This window comes from Streptomyces xingningensis (assembly GCF_054957865.1).
Genome location: NZ_JBDJPF010000016.1, coordinates 84,574 through 105,792, shown reverse-complemented (window position 1 = coordinate 105,792; position 21,219 = coordinate 84,574). Strand labels below are relative to the sequence as shown.

Genomic DNA, 21,219 nt, shown 5'->3' with positions numbered 1-21,219 from the left:
CCGTGGTTCGCCGCGTCGGTCAGGAGCCGTTGGGGAGTTCCACGTTCGCCCCCAGGCTCCGCAGCTTCTGCATGCTGTGTCTTCCCGGGGGATGACCCCCGGACCCCCAGCCGGGGCGTCGCCGTGGTTCGCCGCGTCGGTCAGGAGCCGTTGGGGAGTTCCACGTTCGCCCCCAGGCTCCGCAGCTTCTGCATGAAGTTCTCGTAGCCCCGGTTGATCAGGTCGATGCCGTGCACCCGGGACGTGCCCTGGGCCGCCAGGGCCGCGATCAGGTAGGAGAAGCCACCGCGCAGGTCCGGGATGACCAGATCCGCGCCCTGCAGCTTGGTGGGGCCGGAGACGACCGCCGAGTGCAGGAAGTTGCGCTGGCCGAAGCGGCACGCGGAGCCGCCCAGGCACTCGCGGTAGAGCTGGATGTGCGCACCCATCTGGTTGAGCGCGGAGGTGAAGCCGAGGCGGGACTCATAGACCGTCTCGTGGACGATCGACAGGCCCGACGCCTGCGTCAGGGCGACCACCAGCGGCTGCTGCCAGTCCGTCTGGAAGCCGGGGTGGACGTCCGTCTCCAGCGCTATGGCGTTGAGCTCGCCGCCCGGGTGCCAGAAGCGGATGCCCTCGTCGGCGACCTCGAACGCGCCACCGACCTTGCGGTAGGTGTTGAGGAACGTCATCATCTCGCGCTGGCTGGCGCCGCGTACGTAGATGCTGCCCTCGGTGGCCAGCGCCGCGCTCGCCCAGGAGGCCGACTCCAGCCGGTCCGGCAGGGCGCGGTGGTTGTAGCCGCCGAGTGCGTCCACACCGGTGATGCGGATGGTGCGGTCGGTGTCCATGGAGATGATCGCGCCCATCTTCTGCAGCACGCAGATGAGGTCCTCGATCTCCGGCTCCACGGCCGCGTTGGACAGCACCGTGACGCCCTCCGCCAGCACCGCGGTCAGCAGCACCTGCTCGGTCGCGCCGACCGACGGATAGGGCAGCTGGATCTTGGTGCCGCGCAGCCGCTGCGGAGCCTCCAGGTACTGGCCGTCCGCCCGCTTCTCGATCGTCGCACCGAACTGGCGCAGCACCTCGAAGTGGAAGTCGATCGGCCGTCCGCCGATGTCACAGCCGCCCAGGCCCGGGATGAAGGCGTGGCCCAGCCGGTGCAGCAGCGGCCCGCAGAAGAGGATCGGGATGCGCGAGGAGCCGGCGTGCGCATCGATGTCGGCGACATTGGCGCTCTCCACATGCGAGGGGTCGAGCACCAGCTCGCCCGGCTCGTCACCGGGGCGCACCGTCACGCCGTGCAGCTGCAGCAGCCCGCGCACCACGCGGACGTCCCGGATGTCGGGCACATTGCGCAGTCTGCTGGGACCGCTGCCGAGCAGCGCGGCGACCATGGCCTTCGGCACAAGGTTCTTCGCGCCGCGGACACGGATCTCGCCCTCGAGCGGGGTACCGCCGTGGACAAGCAGGACATCGTCAGGGCCGGTCATGGATCTCGCGTTCCTGGAGTTGGGCAGGGGGCAAGAAGAAAGGGTAATCCGACCGGAGGACCCCCAGGCCGCCCCGAGGGGGCTGTTGGCACGTCATGGCTTTGTCACAACACGCTCCGTTGACGGAGCGGTCGCTACCGGTTATCGGCGGGCTGCTGTTGTGCGCCCCGGTCGCTTCCGCCGGTTGTGGTCTTCCACTCCCCGCCCGGCCCGGAAATGCGGGATCATGTCGCCATGACCGAGGTGTCATCGCTCACCGGACGGCTGCTCGTCGCGACACCGGCGCTGGCGGACCCGAACTTCGACCGCGCGGTGGTGCTGCTGCTCGACCACGACGAGGAGGGCTCCCTCGGCGTGGTCCTCAACCGTCCGACGCCGGTCGGCGTCGGCGACGTCCTCGAGCCCTGGGCCGCACTTGCGGGCGAGCCGGGTGTGGTCTTCCAGGGCGGCCCCGTCTCGCTGGACTCGGCGCTCGGCGTGGCCGTGGTGCCGGGCGAGACCCATGAGCAGGACGGCTCGGCCGGGAGTCCGGAGAGCGACCCCTCCCCGGACTCCCGGCCGAGCCGGGCGGACCCCATCGGCTGGCGCCGGGTGCACGGCGCGATCGGGCTGGTGGACCTGGAGGCCCCGCCCGAGCTGCTCGGCACCGCCGTCGGCTCGCTGCGGATCTTCGCCGGCTATGCGGGCTGGGGCCCTGGCCAGCTGGAGGACGAGCTGGTCGAGGGCGCCTGGTATGTGGTCGAGTCCGAGCCCGGCGACGTCTCCTCCCCGGACCCTTCGCAGCTGTGGCGGGCGGTGCTGCGCCGCCAGCGCAATGAACTCGCCATGGTCGCCACCTATCCGGACGACCCCAGCCTCAACTGACACCCCCAGCCTCAACTGACACCCCCGCCCGGTCCGTCAGGCCCAGCAGCCGGTCCGCCAGCGGATGCGCGCCGCGCGCCGGGACCGCCAGGCGCACCGGCACGGCCGGGGCGTTCTTCAGGCGGATGAACCGCACGGCCGGATGGGTGTAGCGCTCGGCGGCCGACTCGGGGGCCACTCCGACGCCGTGGTCGGCGGCCACCGACTCGACCCACTCGTCGAAGTTGTCGGCGGTGCAGGCCACCCGCGGTCGGGCGTGCTCCGGCCACAGCCGCTCGGTGGTCGTCCCGCTGACCGTATTGACCACCAGCGGCAGCTCCGCCAGCTCCGCCCAGTCCAGCACCCGGCGGCGGGCGAGCGGGGAGGACCGGGCGACGGCCGCCACCCGGTCCTCGTGGAACAGCACCCGGCTGCGCATCCCGGTCGGCTCGGCGCCGCGCAGCACGGCCGCGTCCGTCTCCCCGCTGTCCAGCCCGGCGAGCGTCGCGTCCCGGCGCACCAGCCGCACGCTCGCGCCGGTGGCCTGCCGGAACTCCTCCACCAGCCGGGCGGCCCGCCCGGGCAGCAGCCAGGTGAAGCCCAGCCGCAGCACCGAGCCCCGGCAGGGGGCGCGCAGCGCGTCGTCCAGGCGCGGGACGAGCCCCGTGAGCTCCTCGTATAGGCGCTGCCCCGCCGGGGTGGGCGTGACGCTGCGGGTGGTGCGCTCCAGCAGCCGGGCGCCGAGCGCTGTCTCCAGGGACCGCACCGTGCGGGTCAGCGTGGGCTGTCCGGTGCCCAGCCGGGCGGCCGCATAGGTGAAGCTGTGCTCCTCGACCACAGCCATGAAGCCGCGCAATTGCCGGAGTTCCACGGCGCTTGGATCACTCATGCGTACCAAGCATAAATGGCGCCTCAAGGGCATTTCCCTGCCCCCGTGGCCGCTGCCTAGCCTCCCCGTCACAGCAGTGCTTGCACAGGAAGCAGTGCTCGCATAAGAGAGCGGAGGCACAACCGTGCGCAGGATTCTGCCCCTTGCCCTGGGGGCGTTCAGCCTCGGCCTGGACGCCTATGTCATGGCCGGGCTGCTGCCCGACATCGCCGACGACACCGCGACGACGGTCGCGCTCGCCGGACAGCTGGTGACCGTCTTCACCCTCGCCTACGCCATCTCCGCGCCCCTGTTCGCCGGCCTCCTCTCCGGGCGGTGGCCGCGCGCCACCCTGCTCGGCGCCCTGGCCGTCTTCACCGTCGCCAATGGGCTCACCGCCCTCGCGCCCACCTTCGTCCTGCTCCTGGTGGCCCGGGTGGTGGCCGGCGCGGGCGCGGGGCTCTACTCCGCGCTGTCCACGGCCGCCGCCTCCGCGCTGGTGCCGCCGGAGCGGCGCGGCCGGGCGCTGGCCCTGGTCATGGGCGGGATGAGCACCGGCACGGTGCTCGGCGTCCCGCTCGGTGTGCTGCTGGCCGAGCACACCGGCTGGCGGGCCACGCTCTGGCTGGTCACCGCCCTGGGCGCGGTGGCGCTCGGCGGCCTGCTCCTGCTGCCGCCACTGCCCCCGAGCCCCCAGGTGCCGGCCCGCGAGCGGCTCGCCGCCATCGCCGACCGCACCGTCGCCCCGGTGGTCGGCGTCTCCTTCCTCGCCGCCGTGGCCAGTCTGGGCCTCTACACCTATCTGGCACCGGTCCTGGAGCGGGCGGGCGATGTGCGGGGGATCACGCCCTATCTGTGGGCCTGGGGCCTCGGCGGGGTGCTCGGCAGCGTGCTGGTCGGCCCGCTGGTGGACCGGACCGGCCGGGTGCGCGCCCTGGTCGGCACGGTGCTCGCGCTGATCGTGGCCGCCGAGGCGCTGCTGCCGGTGCTCGCCCCGGTGCCGCTCGCCGCCGGGCCGGCGCTGGTGGTGTGGGGCGCCGGGGGCTGGGCCCTGCAGGTCCCCCAGCAGCACCGGCTGCTCGAGCTGCGCCCCGGCCGGGGGCCGGTGGTGCTGGCGCTGAACAACTCCGCCCTCTACCTCGGCAGCGCCGTCGGCACCGCCTTCGGCGGCCTCGCCCTCTCCTCCGGTCTGAGCCCGGCCACGCTGCCCTGGGCGGCCGCCGCGGTCGCGGCCCTCGGCCTGCTGACGCATGCCCTGGCGAAGGGGCGCGCGGCAACCCGCCCCGAGCCTCGGCCGACCGTGCCGGTGCCCAGTACCCTTGGGGACCATGAGCACTCTTGAGCCCGAGCGCGGGGCAGGGACCGGCACCCTCGTAGAGCCGACGCCGCAGGTGTCGCACGGCGACGGCGACCACGAGCGCTATGCCCATTACGTTCAGAAGGACAAGATCATGGAGAGCGCGCTCTCCGGTTCCCCGGTCGTCGCCCTGTGCGGCAAGGTCTGGGTCCCGGGGCGCGACCCCAAGAAGTATCCGGTCTGTCCGATGTGCAAGGAGATCTTCGACGGCATGGGAGCCGGCGGAGACGACAAGGGCGGCAAGGGCGGCGACAAGAAGTAGCCCTTGGGCGGCCGCCCTCCCGCGTGGTGAACGGCTTCCCGGCGCAGCGATGCGTCCGGGGGGCCGTTTTCCATTGCACGGGGTGCTTCTGGGGATCACGTTGTGGTTGAGGTGTGGGCGAGAAGCCTTGTCGGCGCGGTCGACCACGCCTAGCCTCCTCTTCAAGTTGCGTGCTGAGAAACGCTCGTTGCGTATCCTGCAATGCTTGTCGGGAGGGATCACCCATGGCGCCGTCCGCCCGAAGAACCGTCGTGTCCCTGGCAGCCCTGCTCGCGCTCGCCGCGTGCGCGCCCTCCACCTCCGTGATCACCGGAGGGGACGAGAAGAGCGGCACCCTGCGGGTGTGGCTCTTCCGGGAGGTCGACAACAAACCGAAGGAGTCGGTGGTCACCGAGGCCGTGGACACCTTCGCCAAGGACCACCGGGGGGTGCGGGTCCAGGTCACCTACATCCCCGTGGACACCCGGGCGCAGAAGATCAAGGCGGCCTTCAACGACCCCGGGAGCGCCCCGGACCTCATCGAGTACGGCAACACCGACACGGCCGGCTATGTGCGGGACGGCGGACTGGCCGACGTCACCTCGGACCTCGCCGCCTGGGCGGACGCCAAGGACCTCGACCCGGCGGCCAAGCGGTCCGTGAGCGTGGACGGCAAGCTCTACGGCGCACCGCTGTTCGTGGGCGTCCGGGCGCTGTACTACCGCACCGACGTCTTCCGTGAGCTCGGCCTCCAACCACCGCGCACCCTGGACGAATTGGCCGCCACGGCCAAGCGCGTGCACAAAGAACGGCCACAGCTGTACGGGCTGGCGGTCGGCGGCGCCTACACCTATGGCGCCATGCCGTTCGTCTGGGCGCACGGCGGCGAGCTGGCGGAGCGCAAGGGCCGCTCCTATGTCCCGGCGATCGACGGCGAGGCGGCCAGAAAGGGCGTCAAGGCATACACCGACCTCTTTGAGGACGACAACTGCCCGGCGAGCAAGTGCGCCCGGATGGGCGGCAACGACACGGTGCAGGCGTTTGCTTCGGGCAAGGCGGCCATGGCGATCGGTGGCGACTTCAGCCATCAGGCCATGGAGAACGGCAAGGTCAAGGGAGCCTACGGAGTGGTGCCACTGCCCGGCGTCAAGGACGGGGAGATCGCCCCGGCATTCGCGGGCGGGAACAACATTGGTGTGCTGAAGGGCAGTTCACATCGCACCCTGGCCGTGGAACTGATGAAGGCCCTCACCGGCAAGCGCACCCAGGCCCGGCTCTTCGACGCCATGGGCTTCCTGCCGGTCTTCGGCGACGTACGACGGGAGGCGGCACGCAGGCAGCCCTTCGTCGAGCCGTTCGTCCGCACCCTCGCGGCGGGGGCCAAGTCCGTACCCATATCGCCCGGTTGGGCGGCCATCGACGCCGGGCAGGTGCTGCCGACGATGTTTCAGGAGATCGTCAGCGGCCGCAAGGACGTGGACGCGGCCACCGAGAGCGCGGCCCGCAAAATGAACGAGGCGTTCCGGCGGTGACGATGAAGACGGTGACGGCGAAGGCGGGGACGCCGAAGGCGGTGACGGCGAAAACGCTCAACCGGCCCTGGACCCCATGGCTCTACCTCGCCCCCGCCCTGGTGGTCCTCGGCGGACTGCTGATCTACCCCATCTACCAGTTGGGGCTGATCTCCTTCCTCGAATACACCCAGGCACAGGTCAGCGGCGGCGAACCCACCAGCTTCCAGGGACTGGCCAACTACCGGGAACTCTTCGGCGACGGCCAGTTCTGGCAGGTCCTCATCGCCACCCTGGTCTTCGCCGCCGCCTGTGTCCTGGCCACCCTGGGGGTCGGCTGCGCCTTCGCCGTGCTGCTCACCCGGGTACGGGCGCTGCCGCGGCTGGCGTTGATGCTGGCCGCGCTCGGAGCCTGGGCCACCCCCGCGATCACCGGATCGACCATCTGGCTCTTCCTCTTCGACCCCGACTTCGGGCCGGTCGACAAGGTGCTGACCTGGTTCGGCCTCACCGGCTTCGACGGCTACTCCTGGACCTACGACCGCTACAGCGCCTTCGCGCTGGTGCTGCTCGAGGTCGTCTGGTGCTCCTTCCCCCTGGTGATGGTCACCGTCTACGCGGGCATCCGGGCCATCCCCGGCGAGGTGCTGGAGGCGGCCGCCCTGGACGGGGCCTCGCAGTGGCGGATCTGGCGGAACGTCATGGCGCCCATGCTGCGGCCGATCCTGGTGGTGGTCACCATCCAGTCGGTCATCTGGGACTTCAAGGTGTTCACCCAGATCTATGTGATGACCAATGGCGGTGGCATCGCCGGACAGAACCTGACCCTCAACGTCTATGCCTACCAAAAGGCGTTCGCCTCCTCGCAGTACAGCCTCGGCTCGGCGATCGGCGTGGTGATGCTGCTGATCCTGCTGGCCGTCACACTCGGCTATCTGCGGCTGCTGCGACGCCAGGGGGAGGAGATATGAGCGCCCGTCGAAAGCACGGCGTCCGCCGCCCCTGGCGGCCGGCCGCCGAGGCGGTGGCCCTGCTGGCCGCCGTGGTGGTCGCCTTCCCGCTGTATTGGATGGTGCTCTCCGCCTTCAAACCGGCCGGCGAGGTGCAGTCGGACCGGCCGCGGCCCTGGACCGCGCACCCCTCCCTGGACTCCTTCCGGCGTGTCTTCGACCAGCAGGACTTCGGCCGGTACTTCCTCAACAGCCTGCTGGTGGCGGGAGTTGTGGTGGTCGCCTCCGCACTGATCGCCTTCCTCGCGGCCACCGCCGTGACCCGCTTCCGGTTCCGCTTCCGCACCACCCTGCTCATCATGTTCCTGGTGGCCCAGATGGTGCCGGTCGAGGCGCTGACCATCCCGCTGTTCTTCCTGCTGCGGGACCTGGGCGAGACCGTGCCGGGCGTGGGCCTCAACACCCTCGGCTCACTGATCCTGCCGCACCTCGCCTTCTCCCTGCCCTTCGCGATCTGGATGCTGCGCGGATTCGTCAAGGCCGTGCCGGAGGCCCTGGAGGAGGCCGCCCTGCTGGACGGCGCGAGCCGCAGCCGCTTCCTGTGGCAGATCCTCTTCCCGCTGGTCTTCCCGGGGCTGGTGGCGACCAGCGTCTTCTCCTTCATCTCCACCTGGAACGACTTCCTGTTCGCCAAGTCCTTCATCATCAGCGCGACCGAGAACTCCACGCTGCCGATGGCCCTGCTGGTCTTCTTCAAGGACGAGGGCAACGACTGGGGCGGCATCATGGCGGCATCGACCATCATGACGATCCCGGTGCTGGTCTTCTTCGTACTCGTACAGCGCAGGCTCGTCTCGGGCCTGGGCGGAGCGGTGAAGGACTGATGGACATGGCCGGCTTGATTCCCCTTCCCCGCACCATCGACGGACCGATGCGCCATGCGTTCGCCCCCGACGAGCGGACGGCGCTGGTGACCGGCCCCGGCACCGAGAGCATCGCCCGGTGGCTGCGCAACACCGTGGGCACGGCGCTGGGATGGCCACTGCCGCCCGGCGCCGAGGACACGAAGGCCGAGGGCACCGAGAACGCAATCGCGCTGCGCCTGGACGACACCCTGGAACCCGAGGGCTACCGGCTGACGGTCACCCCCGGCCGGGGCGTCGAGATCGTGGGCGGCAGCGCCGCCGGGGTCTTCTGGGGAGCCCAGACGCTGCGCCAACTGCTCGGCCCCGACGCCTTTCGCCGGGCCTGCGTCGAGCCGGGCCGCTTCCGCGGCATCCCGATGCAGACCATCCAGGACGGCCCCCGCTTCCGCTGGCGCGGCGTACTCCTCGATGTGGCACGGCACTTCATGCCCAAGGACGGCGTGCTGCGCTACCTCGACCTGCTCGCCGCGCACAAGCTGAACGTCCTGCACCTGCACCTCACCGACGACCAGGGCTGGCGCATCGAGATCGAGCGCTATCCCCGGCTCACCGAGGTCGGCGCCTGGCGGGCGCGCAGCAAACTCGGCCACCGCGCCTCGCCGCTGTGGGACCAGCGCCCGCACGGCGGTTACTACACCCGGGACGATATTCGCGAGATCGTCGCATACGCGGCCGAGCGGCACATCACCGTGGTGCCCGAGATCGACCTGCCCGGCCACTCGCAGGCCGCCATCGCGGCATACCCCGAACTGGGCAACACCGACGTCATCGACACCGCCTCCCTCACGGTCTGGGACACCTGGGGCATCAACCCGAACGTACTCGCCCCCACTGACAACACCCTCGCCTTCTACGAGAACGTGCTGACCGAGGTCCTCGATCTCTTCCCCTCGCCCTTCGTCCACATCGGCGGCGACGAGTGCCCCAAGGACCAGTGGAAGGCCTCCCCGGCGGCCCGGGCGAGGATGGCGGCCCAGGGGCTGGCCGACGAGGACGAGCTGCAGAGCTGGTTCATCCGCCACTTCGACCGCTGGCTCGCCGGGCGGGGACGCCGCCTGGTCGGCTGGGACGAGATCCTGGAAGGCGGCCTGGCGGAGGGGGCCACCGTCTCTTCCTGGCGCGGCTACGCGGGCGGCATCGCCGCCGCCCGGGCCGGACACGACGTCATCATGTGCCCGGAACAACAGGTTTACCTCGACCACCGCCAGGCGCCGGGACCGGACGAACCCACGCCCATCGGCTATGTAAGGACACTGGAGGACGTCTACCGCTTTGAACCCGTGCCACCCGGCCTCACCCCCGACCAGGCCGCACACATCCTCGGCGCCCAGGCCAACCTCTGGACCGAGGTCATGGAGACCCAACAGCGCGTCGACTACCAGGCATTCCCCCGTCTGGCCGCCTTCGCCGAGGTCGTCTGGTCCGCGCTCCCCGCACCCGCCGAACGCGACCACGCCGCGTTCGAACAGCGGATGACCGCCCACTACCGTCGACTGGACGCCCTGGGCGTGGACTACCGCCCGCCCGGCGGCCCCCGGCCCTGGCAGCGCCGGCCCGGCCTGCTCGGACGCCCGATCGAGGGCCCGCCCCCGATCGTGTGAGCCACGCCGGAAGGTGACGGCCCGTACGGCACGCCCCTGGCACGGTGGACCTCCACACACCGCCGTAAGTCGTACAAGGAACCCCCAACGATGGCAATACGCCCCACAGCGGAGAAGGCGCCGGAACCCGGACCGCCGCCCCGGCCGGGGACGAAGCCGGGGTCTCCGCCCGGTCGTGGCCCCGGAAACCGCCCGGGAGTGGCCGGGCGGGGACCGGCGGTTCGCGGACCCTCGCGACGGCGGAGACCGAAGATGTGCCAGAGTTGCCACGTCCGGGCCGTCAGCACGTACCGTACGGCGAGGACCTGGCGGAACAGCCGGGACCACCGGGGAAGGGGCAGCTGGGTTGACCACGCACGCACCGCAGGCGGCGCACACCGTGACGTTGCCGGGCTCGCTCGACGAGGCCGTGGCGGCGCTGGCCGCCATGCCCGCGGCGGTGCCCGTCGCGGGCGGCACGGACCTGATGGCAGCCGTCAACTCGGGACTGCTGCGGCCCGCCGCCCTCGTCGGCCTCGGCCGCATCAGCGAGATCCGCGGCTGGCAGTACCAGGACGGGCACGCCCTGCTCGGCGCCGGACTCACCCACGCCCGCATGGGACGGCCCGACTTCGCCGCCCTCATCCCGGCCCTCGCCACCGCCGCCCGCGCCGCCGGACCACCGCAGATCCGCAACGCGGGCACCCTCGGCGGCAACATCGTCTCCGCCGCGCCCACCGGCGACGCACTGCCGGTGCTCGCCGCCCTCGAGGCCTCCCTGGTCATCGCGGGCCCCGGCGGCGCCCGCCGGGAGATCCCGGTGGGGCGGCTGCTGGCCGGCGTCGAGATGCTGAGCCCCGGCGAACTCATCGGCCATGTGCGCGTCCCCCTGCTGCACGCCCCGCAGACCTTCCTCAAGGCCACCAGCCGCACCGGCCCCAGCCGCGCCACCGCCTCGGTGGCGGTGGTCCTCGACCCGGCCCGGCGCATGGTGCGCTGCGCGGTCGGCGCGGTCGCGCCCATGCCGCTGCGGCCGTACGACGCCGAGCACTGGGTCGCCTCGCTCATCGACTGGGACGGCGACCGCACCCTCGCCCCCGAGGCGTGCGCCGCCTTCGGTGACTACGTCGCGGCCGCCTGCATCCCCGACCCCGCGCCCTCCCAGGACGGCAGCGAGCCCGATACCCTGCCGCCGGCCGTACTGCATCTCCGGCGTACGGTGGCGACTCTGGCCCGCCGAGCACTGGGGAGGGCACTCGCGTGAGTGACGATCAGAAACGACAGAACCGGGCGCCCCAGGAAGGCGGCTGGCAGCCGATTCCGCGCGGCGCGGAGTACGACGCGGACGGCACCGCCTTTGTGCAGCTCCCGCCCGAGCTGCTCGCCCAGCCGGGCGCGCCCGGCGGCTGGGCCCCGCTGGCGGCCCCCGGCACGGGCTACACCCCGCCCGCGGCCACCGCCTGGCAGCAGACTCCCCAGCAGCCGAACCACCCCAACCCGCCCGAGCCGGCCCGCGATCCGGCCACCCCGCCCGGCGACTGGACGGCCCCCTACGCCACCGACCCGGCGCCCGAGTGGGCCGCCGTGCCCACCGACACCTACGACCCGGCGCACGGCCACGCCCCCGACGGCGCCGTCGGCACCGACCCGCACACCACCGCGCAGTGGTCCTTCACCACGGCCCCCGCCTCCGTCGACGGCCCGGCCGACCGGTGGAGCATCCCCGCCGCCGGGGACGATCCGGTCGACGAGTCCGGCGAGTACCCCCTGCGCACCCACGCCGACCCCGCCGCCGACCCCGCCACCGACCCCCAGGCGACCGCCGAATGGCCCGCCCCCTCGGCCGGGGACACCGGCAGCGGCGCCTGGCACCGCCCCGGCCCGGACGCCGCCCCCGGCACCGCCGGCCGCACCGGCCCGGCCGGCCAGTGGACCACCCCGGGCACCCCGGACGACACCACCGGGGAATCCGGGGAATCCGGGGAATACGCCCTCGCCCCGCACCGGAACGACGGGTCGACCCCGCCGCCCGGCACCGACCGCACCGTTACGGGTGATAAGGCGGCCGACGCCTGGACAACCGTCACTGACGACCCTTCCGCCCCGGGCGACCCGGCCGTCCCCGGCGACCAGCCGCGTCCCACCGCGGAGACCGGACCCGAGCCCGAAGCCGCGAACGAACCCGAACCCGAGCCCGGTCCCGGAGCCGGCCCGCAACCGGCCGAAGCCGACCACCCGTCGCAACCCGCCCCGGAGCCGGCCGAGGACGACGGAGAACCGGCCGCCCCCGACGAACTCCCCCACACCGAACACCCCTGCGCCTCCTACGTCCTGCGCGTCAACGGCACCGACCGGCCCGTCACCGACGCCTGGATCGGCGAATCCCTGCTCTACGTCCTGCGCGAGCGCCTCGGCCTCGCGGGCGCCAAGGACGGCTGCGCACAGGGCGAATGCGGGGCCTGCTCGGTCCAGGTCGACGGGCGGCTGGTCGCCTCCTGCCTGGTCCCGGCCGCCACCGCGGCCGGCTGCGAGGTCCGCACGGTCGAGGGCCTGGCCGTGGACGGCCGCCCCTCCGACGTCCAACGGGCCCTCGCCGCCTGCGGCGCCGTCCAGTGCGGATTCTGTGTGCCCGGACTGGCCATGACCGTGCACGACCTCCTCGAGGGCAACCACACCCCCACCGAACTGGAGACCCGCCAGGCCATCTGCGGCAACCTCTGCCGCTGCTCCGGCTACCGGGGAGTCCTCGCCGCGGTGCGGCAGGTCGTCGCCGAACGCGCCGAACGCGCCGAGGCCGCCGCCGCGCAGGACGAAACGGCCCAAGCCACCGACCGGGCCCGGCCCGAGACGGAAACGGCACGCATCCCGCACCAAGCGGGCCCGCACAACGGCGGCAGCGGAAAGGCAACGGCATGACGGGAATGGGCGGCAACGCCGGGACGGGCGAAGCGAACGGCGTGCCAAACCTCGCCTCCCTCGCCACCACCGCCCCCATGGCCGCCGAGCCCCCGCCGCCGCACGGCCTCGGCGTCTCCCTCCCCGCCACCGATGTGACCGCCAAGACCCAGGGCACCTTCCCCTACGCCGCCGACCTGTGGGCCGAGGGCCTGCTGTGGGCGGCCGTGCTGCGCTCCCCGCACCCGCACGCCCGCCTCGTCTCGATCGACACCCGCACCGCCGCCGCCATGCCGGGCGTGCACGCTGTCGTCACCCACACCGACGTACCGGGCGACGCCGGCCACGGCCGCCGCGTCGCCGACCGGCCCGTCTTCGCGTCCGAGCTGGTCCGCCACCACGGCGAACCGATCGCCGCGGTGGCCGCCGACCACCCCGACACCGCCCGGCTCGCGGCCGCCGCCATCGCCGTCGAGTACGAGCTCCTGGAACCGGTCACCGACCCCGAAAAGGCCTTTGCCGCCGAGCCGTTGCACCCCGACGGCAACCTCATCCGGCACATCCCCCTCCGCTTCGGCGACCCCGAGATCACCGGCGAGGTCATCGTCGAGGGCCTCTACCGCATCGGCCGCCAGGACCCCGCCCCCATCGGCGCCGAGGCCGGACTCGCCGTGCCCCGCCCCGACGGCGGCGTCGAGATCTACACCGCCTCCACCGACCCGCACGCCGACCGCGACCTGGCCGCCGCCTGCTTCGGCCTCGAGCCCGAGCGGGTGAAGATCGTCGTCACCGGCGTCCCGGGCGCCATGGGCGACCGCGAGGACTCCGGCGTCCAACTCCCGCTCGGCCTGCTGGCCCTGCGCACCGGCCACCCGGTCAAGCTCGCCGCCACCCGCGAGGAGTCCTTCCTCAGCCACGCCCACCGCCACCCCACCCTGCTGCGCTACCGCCACCACGCGGACGCCGGGGGCAAGCTGGTGAAGGTCGAGGCACAGATCCTGATGGACGCCGGCGCCTATGCCGACTCCTCCGCCGACGCCCTGGCCGCCGCCGTCGCCTTCGCCTGCGGTCCCTATGTCGTCCCGCACGCCTTCGTCGAAGGCTGGGCGGTACGCACCAACAACCCCCCCTCCGGCCATGTCCGCGGCGAGGGCGCCCTGCAGGTCTGCGCCGCCTACGAGGGCCAGATGGACAAGCTCGCGGCCAAGCTGGGCCTGGACCCGGCCGAACTCCGCATGCGCAACGTCCTGGCCACCGGCGACCTCCTGCCCACCGGCCAGACCGTCACCTGCCCCGCCCCGGTGGCCGAACTCCTGGCCACCGTCCGCGACTTCCCGCTGCCCGTCCTCCCCAAGGACGAACCCGAGGGCGGCTGGCTGCTCCCCGGCGGCCCCGACGGCGCCGGCGAACCGGGCGCCGTCCGGCGCGGCGTCGGCTACGGCCTCGGCATGGTCCACATGCTCGGCGCGGAGGGCGCGGACGAGGTCTCCACCGCCACCGTCAAGGTCAGCGGCTCCGTCGCCACGGTCATCTGCGCGGCCGTCGAGACGGGCCAGGGCTTCACCACCCTCGCCCGCCAGATCGTCCAGGAGGTCCTCGGCATCGAGGACGTCCACATCGCCCCCGTCGACACCGACCAACCCCCCTCCGGCCCGGCCTCCCACGGCCGCCACACCTGGGTCTCCGGCGGCGCGGTGGAACGCGCCGCCCGCATGGTCCGCACCCAGCTCCTGCAGCCCCTGGCCCACCAATTCGGCATGTCCACCGAGCTGTTGACCATCGCCGACGGCAAGATCACCTCCTATGACGGGGTGTTGAGCACCACCGTCGCCGAGGCCCTCGACGGCAAGGAACTCTGGGCCACCGCCCAGTGCCGCCCCCACCCCACCGAACCCCTGGACGACACCGGCCAGGGCGACGCCTTCGTCGGCCTCGCCTTCTGCGCCGTACGCGCCGTGGTCGACGTCGACGTCGAGCTGGGCTCGGTGCGCGTGGTGGAAATGGCCGTCGCCCAGGATGTGGGCCGCATCCTCAACCCCGCCCAGGCGCACGCCCGCATCGAGGCGGGCATCACCCAGGGCGTGGGCGCCGCCCTGACGGAAAACCTCCGCACCTCGGCCGGCCGGGTACGCCGCCCGGACCTCACCGGCTACGCCCTGCCCACCTCCCTGGACGCCCCCGACATCCGCATCGTCAAGCTCGTCGAAGAACGCGACGTGGTGGCCCCCTTCGGCGCCAAGGCGATCAGCGCGGTCCCGGTGGTCACCGCCCCGGCGGCGGTCGCGGCCGCGGTACGGGCGGCAACCGGCCGCCCGGTGAACCGGCTGCCCATCCGCCCGTCCACGGCGGCCATGGTGGCGGCGGAGGCCTGACAGGCACGGCTCCAGCTGTCCATCTGCGAGCGTACTCATGTGAGTTGGGTAATCCTGCGAGGCGACTGTCAGTACTTGTCGGTAGGCTGGGCAAGCTGGTTGCAGCACTCACGGGGTTGACTCGTTGCCGGAAGGGACGGGATTGACGTGGCTTTACCCACCGCCGCGCTGTTACGCGCGGAGCTGGAGACGCTCACAAAGTTCAAGGGGCGCGTCGATGGTTTGCTGACCACACTGGGCGAACACGGCAGCCCTCCGTCGACGATCGCCGAGGCCACGCTCGAATCGGGCCACCTGGGCACGGGCTTCCACCTGGCCGAGCCGCTGTATCAGGCATACACCGACGTACACAACGACCTGACCACGCTGGCGAAGCTGCTGGCGGACCAGATCGAAGCGCTGAGCCTGGCGATGCGCGGCGCGCACAACGGCTACGCGGATACCGACTTGGAGCACCGCAACCGCCTGCGGGCCATCCAGGACGAGCTGATGAAGCACTACATCCCACCGGCGGACCCGCATGGACAGCAGCAGCCCGGGCAGTCCGGGGACAAGCCCGGCGGAAACCAGGCGGGTATCTGATGACAGCCCACCGCACCAGAACAGGAAGGGGAACGATCGACCATGACTGACTCGGCGCAGGGCGGAGGCGGGAAGGACCCACGTCGCCCCTTCCATCTCGCGTTCATCTGGCAGAACTTCCAGGACATTCCGCACGAGCAGTTACAGGCCATGGTCGAACACGCCGACCACCACAAGGTCACCTCGGCCGCCGAGAAGCTGAAGACGGCCGCCGAGGGCATCAAGAAAATCGGCGAAGAACTCAAGGCAGATATGGCCAAGGTCGATTGGGAGGGCGAGGGCGGCACCGCCTTCCACACCTGGGGTGCGGACATGGCCAACGCCACGCTGCGGCTGGGGGAGTACAGCGACCAATCCGGCACCTGGATGAAGCACGCCGCGGACACGCTTCGCGAGGCAAAGGCCATGCCGAAGGTGTCGGAGTCGGACAAGGCCGTACTGGCTTCCTTCCTGAGCCACCACCCGGGGCAGACGGGCGAGTTAAAACCACCGCCGCTATTTGACCCTGGCAAGGGTGCTCCTCAGCAGCCCCAGCCCGGGCCGAGCCAGGGGCAGGCTTACGCCGCTCAGCAGAAGCTGAAGAAGGACCACGAGGAAGCTGCCCGGTTGATGGGGAAGCTGGAGCAGTCCTATAACTGGACGGGGTATCACATCACGTCGACGGGGCGGCCCAACTTTCCGCCTATGCCGATGTCGATGCTGCCGCCTCCGGCACCGCGTCGCGATTCTACGGAGTACATCGCAGCTCCAGGCGATAAGTCAGGTACAAGATTGTCGGGTTCAGGGCCTGAGGCGCTGCAGCCTGGTGGTCAAGGCTTGCAGGAAGCATCCTACGGACAAGCTGCGTCAAATGGTGGTGATCGTGTGCCACATAGGGATGGAGGAACAGGCACGAGCGTGGTGCCGGGAACTCATGCAGAACAGCCACCGACGCCAACGAAGGTGAACGGTGGTGTGACAATGCCACACCTTCCGACACATTCACCGGTGCCGACGCCTTCGTCGACCGGAATGCCTGTTCCACCCCCTCCCGTTGGAGTGCCGATGCCACCCGTCCTGGGAACGCCGCCGACGGGTGTGCCTGGCCATACCCCGACCTCGAGAGCAGGAAAGTCGGGAGCCGGTGGGACGAGGGCCACTCCCGGGATACCGGGAATAGGAACCGGCAATGGCGGATGGGTCAATATTCCTGGTTCTGGCATACCGCGAGTACCTGCCGTAGGCATGCCAGATACCCCCGCCTCAAGTGCGCCACGTCTGCCTTCCGATGGCATCGTTGGCGGGCGGCCGACACCGCGGGCGTCAGGACAAACCCCTACCCAGGTGCCTCGAGGCACGGTCATCGGAACCGAGCCGGGCCAGGGGCAGGGACGCTCAGTGTTGGGTGGTCCGGGAGTTGGCGCTATGCCGGGAGCGCCAGTCGGCCGGGCAGGCAGCGGGGCTTCTGGTGCGCGGCGGCTGGCCTCTGAGAATGGAGGCGTCGTGGGTGGCCGTGCATCGCAGCGACCGGCGACCAGGCAACGTCCCTTTACCCCGGGCGGTATGGGTCTGGTTCAGCGTTCGGAAGAGCCGAGGCCCAACCGGAACCGCAAAGCCGCTCAAAGTAAGCGCCCCGACTACCTGGTCGAGAATCAAGAGTCCTGGTCGCAGGGAGAACAACGCATCGTTCCACCCGTCATCGACTGACTTTGGACAGAAGAGGGGAGGGCAACTCATGGGCTCCGGTACGGGCATGTCGCGTGGCAAATGGTCCAGTGCACTGGGCGGTGTCGCCTCCCTCCTTCTCCTCGTGACCATGGCCGGACCGGCACAGGCAGAGACGGTCCGTAGCCAGCAGTGGTACCTGGACGCCATGCATGCCGAGGAGATGTGGCGGACCAGTACAGGAGCTGGGGTGACAGTAGCCGTCATTGACAGCGGAGTTAACCCGGAGCTACCAGACCTCCGCGGGCAAGTCCTGCCCGGGAAGGACTTCTCAGGGGTTGCTGGAGACGAACGCTCCGACTATATGGGCCACGGTACGACGATGGCGGTGACCATTGCCGGAACAGGTAAGGCATTTGGCGGCGGAGGGGCATTCGGTCTGGCGCCTGGCGCAAAAATTCTTCCGTTGCGCGTCGTCAACGACAGAGCTCCGAAGATGAAGGCAAATGCGGAAGTCTCCCTGGTCAGGGCCGTCCGTTTTGCTGCTGACTCTGATGCGCGAGTCATCAATATTTCGATGGGGGGTCCAGGACTGAGCCCAGAACTGGAAAGTGCTGTGCAGTATGCGATTTCGAAAGGGAAGCTCATCTTCGCGGCAGCGGGTAATGATGGAAAACGGCACAGCGAAGTTGACTTCCCGGCGGCCTTTCCAGGTGTGGTGGCAGTAGCCGCCCTTGACAGGGAATCCAAGGCAACGGAGGAGTCCTCGCGTGGTCCACAAGTCTCCCTCGCCGCCCCGGGTGACGACATGGTGACAACCTGCCAGGGCGGCACCGGAGTGTGCCGAGGCCACGGCACAAGCGACGCAACCGCGCTCGCTTCGGCCTCAGCCGCCCTCGTCTGGTCCGTCCACCCCGACTGGACGTCCAACCAGATCCTCCGCGTCCTCATCAACACCGCCGGCGGCCCCCACAGCGGCGAGAAGCGCACCGACTCAGTCGGCTACGGCGGAGTCCGCCCCCGCATCGCCCTCAAAACCCCCGGCGACCCCGGCCCCGCCGACATCAGTCCGTTGACGGGCAAGCCTGCTTCCGGATCGGCCGCTTCGCGGTCTTCGCAGCCATCGCAGAAGAAAGGGGCAGGTATTCAGCGGTCAAAGCAACCTGTGCCGGACATCGCGAAGCAGGCGAGCGGTGGTGACAACACCATCAAGTGGGTCGCATTGGGGTTGGGCGCAACTGCCCTTATCAGCTTGGCGATTGCGGTGCCAACCGTCATCGCACATCGGCGCCGAAGCCGACCTGGAGTGTTCGGGCCCCCACCTCCCTCCCACGACCGCCACAACGACTCTGCCCACCACTGAGCCGATACAATCCGTTCTTCTCCACCGCACGACCACTCGATTTGAGGGAGCAATCAATGACCGGCCTGAGCGTCAATTTTGGAGACTTAAATGATGCTGCGTACGCGATCAATCGAGTCAATCGAGAAGAGCTAAAAGGTAAGGCGAATAAGGCAGTATCAGACACCTTGGCGGCCGGGATATCTCTGCGAGGCTGGTCTATCAGCTCCGAGTTGGAGAGTGTGTCCAGCAAATGGGATCATGCGCTCAAGGGTCTGCAAGAACGCATGTCAGCCGGAGCGCAAGCGTTGAGAGACTGCGCCAATCAGCATGCCTGGAATGACTCATTGCTGGGTCGCGACTTCGAGAGGATCCGGTAGTGCCTGAAGGTTTCGGTCTCTTGTGGAGACTCAATTTAAACGACCTTGAAGACGCAGTCAATAGATGGCGTACTCTGTCAGAGGAGATGAAAGATGCCCACACAAACCACCAGAGTCAGGTGACTGGACCGCTTCGAAAGTCTAAGTGGGAAGGTGAATCGGCGACTTCGGGATTTATGTTTCTGTCGAGCGTTGAGGATCGCTTAGTTATCGCGCGAATCGAAACTCAGGCAATTAGTGTCGTGCTCTCCAAAGTCCATAATGAGCTGGGGTCTGCACAACGTAGGTTACGTAACGTTGTGCGAGAAGCGGAGGCTCATGGATATTCCGTTGACGACAATGGCTTGGTGAGCCCGCCTAAGGCAGTTGAGCATCTGAATGCTAACGACCCGGATTCTCAAGCAGAACTGCAGAAGTACAGCAGTCAGCTTGGCGGGTATCGGGAAGAAATACAGAAGGTGTTGGAGCAGGCCAAAGAAGCAGACCATAAAGGCGAGTGGGCCCTCAGCAGGGTGCAGGGCGACGCCTTGGCGGCACACAAACCTCATGCCTTGAATGAGGCTTACGTGCGAACCCGGGCAGCAATGCAAATAATGGGCGTACAGGAGCCAAGGCCACCTGGGAACGATGCAAAGGCAGCAGCTAAATGGTGGGCAGGTCTTAGTCAAGAGCAGCAACGCGATTACGTGTTATTTTATCCTGATTTGATCGGTAAGACGAATGGGCTGCCGGCGGCGATTCGTGATGATGCAAATCGAATCTTTCTGAGCGAAAGGCTCGATGACCCTGATTTTGTCACTGCCCATCAGCATGGAATTTCAAGTACTGCGATCCTGGACTCGCGTTACCATAACTTACGAGTTCTCCAGGATGTTCTTGATCGTCACGCAACGGATGACGCCGACAAGAAGCTCTATCTTTTGGGCTTTAATTCGCACACCAACGGGCAGGCGGTCATTGCCATGGGGAACCCGGATGCCGCTGCTCATACCGGCATATTGGTGCCCGGAACCGGCACGACGATGGACAAGGTCGCTGGCCAGTTAAATCGCCTTGATCTTCTGCAAGAGGTAGCGTCGGGGAGAAGCGCCAACGGCAAAGTGGCCATGGTATTTTGGCTCGGATACAACGCGCCAACATTGGACCCGAGCGTTACGCTCCCAAACCGAGCAGTTAATGGTGCCGAAGATCTGCAGAAATTCGTCTTGGGAACCCGAGCAGCTCATGACGGCGGATCAAATCATGTCACGGTGATTGGCCATAGCTACGGATCAACAGTGGTCGGTGAAGCTGCTCGAAGAGGGGATGGCTTGGGGGCCGATGACATCGTTGCTGTAGGGAGTCCTGGCATGGGCAGCCATACAGTAAATGCCAGGCAATTCCACATTGATCCTTCTCATGTATACGTTGGAAGATCTCCCAATGATCCCATTCCCAAGTATTTTTCTGATCTCACGCTTGGGATGGATCCGATGCACCCAATGTTTGGAGCCCAGCGGATTGTTGTGGACCCAGGGGATCATGGTAGTTATTTCAACCAAGGAAGTGCCGGGCTATCGAATCTGGGTGCCATTATTGCCGGGCAGAAACCCAACCTTCAGAACGGGTAGTGATTCGATAGAGGAGCATAGTGTCAACCTTATTTGGGGCGCTGAAAGTTCCTGCCGCGCTCTCGCGTATCATTCTGGTTTTACTTGCTTCTTTTCTGGTGGGAGGGTGTATGTCATCGGACAGCGGCAAGAACGATCCGCTTCCTCGGATGAGCAAGACAGATGCCCAATCTTGGGCGAAACATTTCACTGAATCCATGGCGCGAGATGTTGGTGTGAATATTTCCCCCGAAACTATAAGGTCTCACTTCTTTGATTGCGTTGGCAGGAATGATGAGATCGTTGACGACGGTCGCTATAACCTCTACTACTATGCACGTGTCGCGCTCGTCAAGGATAGGCAACTGAAGGCAGTCGAGACGATCAGGAAATCTCTTGAAGAGCGTGGGTATGAAATCCTGGGTTTCCAAAATGACGCAAAAGCAAATCCCTCTGTAATAATGGATGCCCGCAGCCCAGAGAAAGATTTCGGCATCCGTGTTGAGGGACATAAGCTCCCTGAGTCTCTTCTGTTCAGTATCATTACGCCTTGCCTTCTGCCACCTGGGGTGGAGCAGAAGGAATTGTAGGCACCAGGAGCAGATATCGTAGATTTGCTTGAACGGACGGTATGGGAGCGTGGGCTGTCCCTACTGTGCTCATG

The 21,219-nt window shown here is 68.7% G+C and carries 18 protein-coding genes; 15 read left to right on the top strand and 3 right to left on the bottom strand.

Features of this window, described 5'->3' with window-relative positions:
* Nucleotides 1-140: 140 nt before the first annotated feature.
* Nucleotides 141-1,475, bottom strand: coding sequence for a UDP-N-acetylglucosamine 1-carboxyvinyltransferase (gene murA / locus ABCR83_RS11485; RefSeq protein ID WP_462694800.1), 1,335 nt, complete (start codon nucleotides 1,473-1,475; stop codon nucleotides 141-143).
* 234 nt (nucleotides 1,476-1,709) lie between these two features.
* Between murA and ABCR83_RS11480 the strand changes: the two genes are divergently transcribed.
* Nucleotides 1,710-2,339 carry a YqgE/AlgH family protein gene (locus ABCR83_RS11480; protein ID WP_462694799.1) on the top strand — a complete coding sequence of 210 codons (630 nt, stop codon included), beginning with the start codon at nucleotides 1,710-1,712 and terminating at the stop codon, nucleotides 2,337-2,339.
* Here the strand turns inward: ABCR83_RS11480 and ABCR83_RS11475 are convergent.
* A complete protein-coding gene (locus tag ABCR83_RS11475; protein ID WP_462694798.1) occupies nucleotides 2,332-3,207 on the bottom strand; it encodes a LysR family transcriptional regulator in 876 nt (291 codons plus the stop codon). The two genes, ABCR83_RS11480 and ABCR83_RS11475, sit on opposite strands and share 8 nt — an antisense overlap.
* Before the next feature lie 124 nt (nucleotides 3,208-3,331).
* Here ABCR83_RS11475 and ABCR83_RS11470 point away from each other — a divergent pair, with 124 nt between their 5' ends.
* From ABCR83_RS11470 to ABCR83_RS11425, 10 genes are all read left to right on the top strand, one after another.
* Nucleotides 3,332-4,528 (top strand): MFS transporter, encoded by a 1,197-nt coding sequence (locus tag ABCR83_RS11470; protein WP_462694797.1) that lies wholly within the window; start codon nucleotides 3,332-3,334, stop codon nucleotides 4,526-4,528.
* Nucleotides 4,515-4,805 carry a DUF3039 domain-containing protein gene (locus ABCR83_RS11465; protein WP_109281359.1) on the top strand — a complete coding sequence of 97 codons (291 nt, stop codon included), beginning with the start codon at nucleotides 4,515-4,517 and terminating at the stop codon, nucleotides 4,803-4,805. The genes ABCR83_RS11470 and ABCR83_RS11465 overlap by 14 nt, the downstream gene beginning before the upstream one ends.
* 224 nt (nucleotides 4,806-5,029) lie before the next feature.
* A complete protein-coding gene (locus ABCR83_RS11460) occupies nucleotides 5,030-6,316 on the top strand; it encodes an extracellular solute-binding protein (protein WP_462694796.1) in 1,287 nt (428 codons plus the stop codon).
* Between the two features lie 2 nt (nucleotides 6,317-6,318).
* Entirely contained in the window at nucleotides 6,319-7,266 is a 948-nt protein-coding gene (locus ABCR83_RS11455) for a carbohydrate ABC transporter permease (protein ID WP_462694811.1), read from the top strand.
* Nucleotides 7,263-8,129, top strand: coding sequence for a carbohydrate ABC transporter permease (locus ABCR83_RS11450; RefSeq protein ID WP_462694795.1), 867 nt, complete (start codon nucleotides 7,263-7,265; stop codon nucleotides 8,127-8,129). Before ABCR83_RS11455 ends, ABCR83_RS11450 begins: the two co-directional genes overlap by 4 nt.
* Before the next feature lie 5 nt (nucleotides 8,130-8,134).
* Nucleotides 8,135-9,772 carry a beta-N-acetylhexosaminidase gene (locus ABCR83_RS11445; RefSeq protein ID WP_462694794.1) on the top strand — a complete coding sequence of 546 codons (1,638 nt, stop codon included), beginning with the start codon at nucleotides 8,135-8,137 and terminating at the stop codon, nucleotides 9,770-9,772.
* A 346-nt stretch (nucleotides 9,773-10,118) separates the two neighbouring features.
* A complete protein-coding gene (locus ABCR83_RS11440) occupies nucleotides 10,119-11,015 on the top strand; it encodes an FAD binding domain-containing protein (protein WP_462694793.1) in 897 nt (298 codons plus the stop codon).
* Nucleotides 11,012-12,667, top strand: coding sequence for a (2Fe-2S)-binding protein (locus tag ABCR83_RS11435; RefSeq protein WP_462694792.1), 1,656 nt, complete (start codon nucleotides 11,012-11,014; stop codon nucleotides 12,665-12,667). The genes ABCR83_RS11440 and ABCR83_RS11435 overlap by 4 nt, the downstream gene beginning before the upstream one ends.
* A 77-nt stretch (nucleotides 12,668-12,744) precedes the next feature.
* A complete protein-coding gene (locus ABCR83_RS11430) occupies nucleotides 12,745-15,018 on the top strand; it encodes a xanthine dehydrogenase family protein molybdopterin-binding subunit (RefSeq protein ID WP_462694809.1) in 2,274 nt (757 codons plus the stop codon).
* 147 nt (nucleotides 15,019-15,165) lie between these two features.
* On the top strand, nucleotides 15,166-15,600 hold the full coding sequence (locus ABCR83_RS11425) for a hypothetical protein (RefSeq protein WP_462694790.1): 435 nt from the start codon (nucleotides 15,166-15,168) through the stop codon (nucleotides 15,598-15,600).
* Nucleotides 15,601-15,741: 141 nt separating this feature from the next.
* On the opposite strand, the gene ABCR83_RS11420 is transcribed toward ABCR83_RS11425, so the two are convergent.
* Nucleotides 15,742-15,954 carry a hypothetical protein gene (locus tag ABCR83_RS11420; protein ID WP_462694789.1) on the bottom strand — a complete coding sequence of 71 codons (213 nt, stop codon included), beginning with the start codon at nucleotides 15,952-15,954 and terminating at the stop codon, nucleotides 15,742-15,744.
* 913 nt (nucleotides 15,955-16,867) lie between these two features.
* Here ABCR83_RS11420 and mycP point away from each other — a divergent pair.
* The 4 genes from mycP (at nucleotide 16,868) to ABCR83_RS11400 (ending at nucleotide 21,145) form a co-directional block, all read left to right on the top strand.
* A complete protein-coding gene (gene mycP, locus ABCR83_RS11415) occupies nucleotides 16,868-18,607 on the top strand; it encodes a type VII secretion-associated serine protease mycosin (protein WP_462694788.1) in 1,740 nt (579 codons plus the stop codon).
* Nucleotides 18,608-18,663: 56 nt separating this feature from the next.
* Nucleotides 18,664-18,966 (top strand): hypothetical protein, encoded by a 303-nt coding sequence (locus tag ABCR83_RS11410; RefSeq protein ID WP_462694787.1) that lies wholly within the window; start codon nucleotides 18,664-18,666, stop codon nucleotides 18,964-18,966.
* Between the two features lie 86 nt (nucleotides 18,967-19,052).
* On the top strand, nucleotides 19,053-20,576 hold the full coding sequence (locus ABCR83_RS11405; protein WP_462694786.1) for an alpha/beta hydrolase: 1,524 nt from the start codon (nucleotides 19,053-19,055) through the stop codon (nucleotides 20,574-20,576).
* 20 nt (nucleotides 20,577-20,596) lie between these two features.
* On the top strand, nucleotides 20,597-21,145 hold the full coding sequence (locus ABCR83_RS11400) for a hypothetical protein (protein ID WP_462694785.1): 549 nt from the start codon (nucleotides 20,597-20,599) through the stop codon (nucleotides 21,143-21,145).
* Nucleotides 21,146-21,219 lie beyond the last annotated feature (74 nt).

Excerpts from the sequence above, each read along its gene's own strand:
- murA (WP_462694800.1), bottom strand. The coding sequence starts at position 1,475 with ATGACCGGCCCTGACGATGTCCTGCTTGTCCACGGCGGTACCCCGCTC.
- ABCR83_RS11480 (WP_462694799.1), top strand. The coding sequence starts at position 1,710 with ATGACCGAGGTGTCATCGCTCACCGGACGGCTGCTCGTCGCGACACCG.
- ABCR83_RS11475 (WP_462694798.1), bottom strand. The coding sequence starts at position 3,207 with ATGAGTGATCCAAGCGCCGTGGAACTCCGGCAATTGCGCGGCTTCATG.
- ABCR83_RS11465 (WP_109281359.1), top strand. The coding sequence starts at position 4,515 with ATGAGCACTCTTGAGCCCGAGCGCGGGGCAGGGACCGGCACCCTCGTA.
- ABCR83_RS11460 (WP_462694796.1), top strand. The coding sequence starts at position 5,030 with ATGGCGCCGTCCGCCCGAAGAACCGTCGTGTCCCTGGCAGCCCTGCTC.
- ABCR83_RS11455 (WP_462694811.1), top strand. The coding sequence starts at position 6,319 with ATGAAGACGGTGACGGCGAAGGCGGGGACGCCGAAGGCGGTGACGGCG.
- ABCR83_RS11450 (WP_462694795.1), top strand. The coding sequence starts at position 7,263 with ATGAGCGCCCGTCGAAAGCACGGCGTCCGCCGCCCCTGGCGGCCGGCC.
- ABCR83_RS11445 (WP_462694794.1), top strand. The coding sequence starts at position 8,135 with ATGGCCGGCTTGATTCCCCTTCCCCGCACCATCGACGGACCGATGCGC.
- ABCR83_RS11430 (WP_462694809.1), top strand. The coding sequence starts at position 12,745 with ATGGCCGCCGAGCCCCCGCCGCCGCACGGCCTCGGCGTCTCCCTCCCC.
- mycP (WP_462694788.1), top strand. The coding sequence starts at position 16,868 with ATGGCATCGTTGGCGGGCGGCCGACACCGCGGGCGTCAGGACAAACCC.
- ABCR83_RS11410 (WP_462694787.1), top strand. The coding sequence starts at position 18,664 with ATGACCGGCCTGAGCGTCAATTTTGGAGACTTAAATGATGCTGCGTAC.
- ABCR83_RS11405 (WP_462694786.1), top strand. The coding sequence starts at position 19,053 with ATGAAAGATGCCCACACAAACCACCAGAGTCAGGTGACTGGACCGCTT.